This window comes from Staphylococcus petrasii, assembly GCF_002902565.1.
Classification (GTDB): domain Bacteria; phylum Bacillota; class Bacilli; order Staphylococcales; family Staphylococcaceae; genus Staphylococcus; species Staphylococcus petrasii.
This window is the reverse complement of the sequence record NZ_PPRC01000096.1, coordinates 1-3,989: the sequence shown is the minus strand read 5'-3', so window position 1 is coordinate 3,989 and position 3,989 is coordinate 1. Positions and strand designations below refer to the sequence as shown.

The following is a 3,989-nucleotide window of genomic DNA, read 5'->3' as shown; positions in this document are numbered from 1 at the left end:
GAGGTCACACCTGTTCCCATGCCGAACACAGAAGTTAAGCTCCTTAGCGCCGATGGTAGTTGGATTTACGTTCCGCTAGAGTAGGACGTTGCCAGGTATATCATATTATTCCGCAGTAGCTCAGTGGTAGAGCTATCGGCTGTTAACCGATCGGTCGTAGGTTCGAATCCTACCTGCGGAGCCATGGCTCCTTGGTCAAGCGGTTAAGACACCGCCCTTTCACGGCGGTAACACGGGTTCGAGTCCCGTAGGAGTCACCATTTTGTTGGAGAATTAGCTCAGCTGGGAGAGCATCTGCCTTACAAGCAGAGGGTCGGCGGTTCGAACCCGTCATTCTCCACCATTTATAAGTCGGAGGGGTAGCGAAGTGGCTAAACGCGGCGGACTGTAAATCCGCTCCTTCGGGTTCGGCAGTTCGAATCTGCCCCCCTCCACCATCTTAATGGGCTATAGCCAAGCGGTAAGGCAACGGACTTTGACTCCGTCACGCGCTGGTTCGAATCCAGCTAGCCCAGCCATTAGAGCCATTAGCTCAGTTGGTAGAGCATCTGACTTTTAATCAGAGGGTCAGAGGTTCGAATCCTCTATGGCTCACTCACAAGCATCCCAAATTGGGGTGCTTTTTTTATTTTCTAAAGTTTTTTTAACCATTATAAATAATAAGAAATTTTTTTGTTCAATTTAATTGTTCATATGACAGTGAGGTTTTTCATTGGTATAATTAAGACTATGGAAAAATATATTCGGAGGAGATGCTATGGATTTTTCCAACTTTTTTGATAATCTAAGTACATTAAAAATAATTACAAGTGTACTTGATTTACTTATTGTATGGTATGTCCTTTATCTTCTCATTACTGTATTTAAGGGTACTAAGGCTATTCAGCTACTTAAAGGTATTTTATTTATAGTTATTGGTCAGCAAGTCAGTAAAATTCTTAATTTAACTGCTACTTCTAAGCTGTTTGATATTGTGATTCAATGGGGAGTATTGGCTTTAATAGTGATATTCCAACCTGAAATTAGACGTGCATTAGAACAGTTAGGTCGAGGAAGTTTATTCAAACGATATACAAATACCTACAGTCATGATGAAGAAAAATTAGTTCAAGCAGTTTCAAAAGCTGTACAATATATGGCTAAAAGACGTATTGGTGCATTAATCGTTTTTGAGAAAGAAACCGGTTTACAAGACTATATAGAAACAGGTATAGCAATGAATTCTGAAATATCACAAGAATTGCTTATCAATGTTTTTATACCAAATACACCTTTACATGATGGTGCCATGATCATTCAAAATTCTAGAATTGCTAGTTCTGCGAGTTATCTACCATTATCTGATAGTTCTAAAATCTCTAAAAGTTTAGGTACTCGTCATAGAGCAGCCGTAGGTATTTCAGAAGTTTCAGATGCTTTTACTGTTGTTGTGTCCGAAGAAACTGGATCAATATCCGTTACATTTGATGGTAAATTACGTAGAGACATTTCAGAAGAAGTTTTTGAAGAATTATTAGCTGAACATTGGTTTGGTACACACTTTCAAAAGAAAGGTGTGAAATAAGATGTTAGAAAGTAAATGGGGTTTACGATTTATAGCTTTAGTATTAGCTATATTCTTTTACTTATCTGTCAATAATGTTTTTGGTAATGTTTTTAATAATAATAATTTATCTCAAAATTCATCTAAAACTATTGAAGATGTTCCTGTGGAAGTTCTTTATAATTCGAAAGAGTTACATGTTACTAAGGCTCCAGACACAGTAAATGTAACGATTTCTGGGCCACAGTCCAAACTACTGAAAATAGAGAATTCGGATGATATTAAAGTAACTGTTGATTTATCTAATGCCAAAGCAGGTGATTACAAGGAAGACTATATAGTCAAAGGATTAAGTAATGACATTAATTATAACGTCAAGCCTAAACAAGCTTATATCACTCTTGAGAATAAAGATTCTAAAACAATGCATGTACAACCTGATATAGGTCAAAATGATATTGATGCTAATTACAAAGTAAAAAATAGTAAAGTTGAACCTGAGACTGTAAAAGTAACAGGAGGGAAACAACAATTATCTAAAATTGCTTATCTTAAGGCTACCTATCGTGACGTAGATAAATTAAATAAAGACACTTCAGATGTGGCAGATGTAACTGCTTTTGATAAACAGCTTAATAAGTTAAACGTGCATATACAACCCGATCAAGTGAAGTTAACAACAAAGGTTGAACCTTATAGTAAGAAAGTTAAAGTTAATGTGCACACTGAAGGTCAATTACCAGATGATAAAGAACTTGATGACATTTCATTAGATAAGGATGAAATTGAAATTTATGGTAATAGAGAAACATTGCAAGATGTTAATGAAGTTGACGCTGTAGTGAATTTAGATGATATATCTGATTCAACAGATAAAAAGGTAAAGATTGACTTACCTGATAAAGTTAAAAAGGCAGATACAAATGAAGTTACAGCGCATATTAACTTGAAATAATTTTAATTCTTAATAAATAAAGGAGTATTTAACAATGGGAAAATATTTTGGTACTGATGGAGTAAGAGGTATAGCTAATAAAGAATTAACTCCTGAATTAGCGTTTCAATTAGGTCGTTATGGTGGCTATGTTTTAGCACATAATGAAGGTGAAGCACATCCTAAAGTATTAGTAGGTAGAGATACACGTGTTTCTGGTGAAATGTTAGAATCAGCATTAATCGCTGGATTAGCCTCTATTGGCGCAGAAGTAATGCGATTGGGTATTATTTCAACACCAGGTGTTGCTTATCTTACTCGTGAAATGGGTGCTGAGTTAGGTGTAATGATTTCAGCTTCTCATAACCCTGTAGCAGACAATGGTATTAAATTCTTTGGCGCAGACGGATTTAAATTATCAGATGATCAAGAAGATGAAATTGAAGCTTTATTAGATCAAGAAAATCCTGAGTTACCTAGACCTGTTGGTAAAGATATTGTACATTTTTCTGATTACTTTGAAGGGGCTCAAAAGTATTTAAGCTATTTAAAATCTACAATCGATGTTGATTTAGAAGGATTGAAAATTGTCTTAGATGGTGCAAATGGTTCAACTTCTGCATTAGCTCCATTCTTATTTGGAGATTTAGAAGCTGATACAGAAACGATTGGTTGTAGCCCAGATGGCTATAATATCAATGAAGCATGTGGTTCTACTCATCCAGAGCAATTAGCTGAAAAAGTAGTAGAAACTGAAAGTGATTTTGGTTTAGCGTTTGATGGTGATGGAGATCGCTTAATCGCTGTCGATGAAAAAGGAAATATCATTGATGGAGACCAAATCATGTTCATTATTGGTCAAGCAATGCATAAAAACAATGAATTAAATAATAATATGATTGTTTCTACTGTAATGAGTAATTTAGGTTTCTATAAAGCTTTAGAACATGAAGGTATCGCTTCAAATAAAACTAAAGTTGGAGACAGATACGTAGTTGAAGAAATGCGTCGTGGTAATTACAACTTAGGTGGAGAACAATCAGGACATATCGTTCTTATGGATTATAATACAACTGGTGATGGCTTATTAACAGGTGTTCAATTAGCCTCAGTAGTTAAAATGAGTGGCAAACCTTTAAGTGAGTTAGCAGCTCAAATGAAAAAATATCCACAATCATTAATCAATGTTAAAGTTACTGACAAACATCACGTTGAAGAAAATGAAGATGTGAAACAAGTAATGTCAGAAGTTGAAGATGAAATGAATGGTGAAGGTAGAATTTTAGTTAGACCTTCTGGTACAGAACCATTAGTACGTGTAATGGTTGAAGCAGCTACTGATGAAGATGCACAACGCTATGCACAACGTATTGCTGATGTAGTTGAAGATAAAATGGGTTTAGATAAATAACATATAGTATTTCAATAAGGGTCTTACAGATAAATGTAAGACCCTATTTATTATTTTTGAAAATTAAAGCGCTTACATATATAAACAAACAACATTTTTAA

Annotated in this window: 3 protein-coding genes, 6 tRNA genes and 1 rRNA gene; all 10 read left to right on the top strand. The window is 35.1% G+C overall.

Annotation, left to right across the window (positions count from 1 at the left end):
- Window positions 1-97, top strand: a 5S ribosomal RNA gene (gene rrf / locus CD127_RS11365); the annotation flags it as partial.
- A 12-nt stretch (window positions 98-109) separates the two neighbouring features.
- Window positions 110-184, top strand: a tRNA-Asn gene (locus CD127_RS11360).
- Between the two features lies 1 nt (window position 185).
- Window positions 186-260: transfer RNA gene (locus CD127_RS11355), tRNA-Glu, on the top strand.
- 7 nt (window positions 261-267) lie between these two features.
- Window positions 268-343 (top strand) — tRNA-Val (locus CD127_RS11350).
- A gap of 10 nt (window positions 344-353) precedes the next feature.
- A tRNA-Tyr gene (locus tag CD127_RS11345) sits at window positions 354-437 on the top strand.
- A 6-nt stretch (window positions 438-443) separates the two neighbouring features.
- Window positions 444-518, top strand: a tRNA-Gln gene (locus tag CD127_RS11340).
- A gap of 3 nt (window positions 519-521) precedes the next feature.
- A tRNA-Lys gene (locus tag CD127_RS11335) sits at window positions 522-594 on the top strand.
- A 163-nt stretch (window positions 595-757) separates the two neighbouring features.
- On the top strand, window positions 758-1,564 hold the full coding sequence (gene cdaA / locus CD127_RS11330; RefSeq protein ID WP_103299185.1) for a diadenylate cyclase CdaA: 807 nt from the start codon (window positions 758-760) through the stop codon (window positions 1,562-1,564).
- Between the two features lies 1 nt (window position 1,565).
- Entirely contained in the window at window positions 1,566-2,498 is a 933-nt protein-coding gene (locus CD127_RS11325) for a CdaR family protein (protein ID WP_103366788.1), read from the top strand.
- 34 nt (window positions 2,499-2,532) lie between these two features.
- Complete coding sequence (glmM, locus tag CD127_RS11320; RefSeq protein WP_103366787.1) at window positions 2,533-3,888, top strand: phosphoglucosamine mutase; 1,356 nt, start codon at window positions 2,533-2,535, stop codon at window positions 3,886-3,888.
- The last annotated feature ends 101 nt before the right edge of the window (window positions 3,889-3,989 follow it).

Coding starts and splice junctions, on each gene's coding strand:
- CD127_RS11325 (WP_103366788.1), top strand. CDS start 1,566: ATGTTAGAAAGTAAATGGGGTTTACGATTTATAGCTTTAGTATTAGCT.
- glmM (WP_103366787.1), top strand. CDS start 2,533: ATGGGAAAATATTTTGGTACTGATGGAGTAAGAGGTATAGCTAATAAA.
- cdaA (WP_103299185.1), top strand. CDS start 758: ATGGATTTTTCCAACTTTTTTGATAATCTAAGTACATTAAAAATAATT.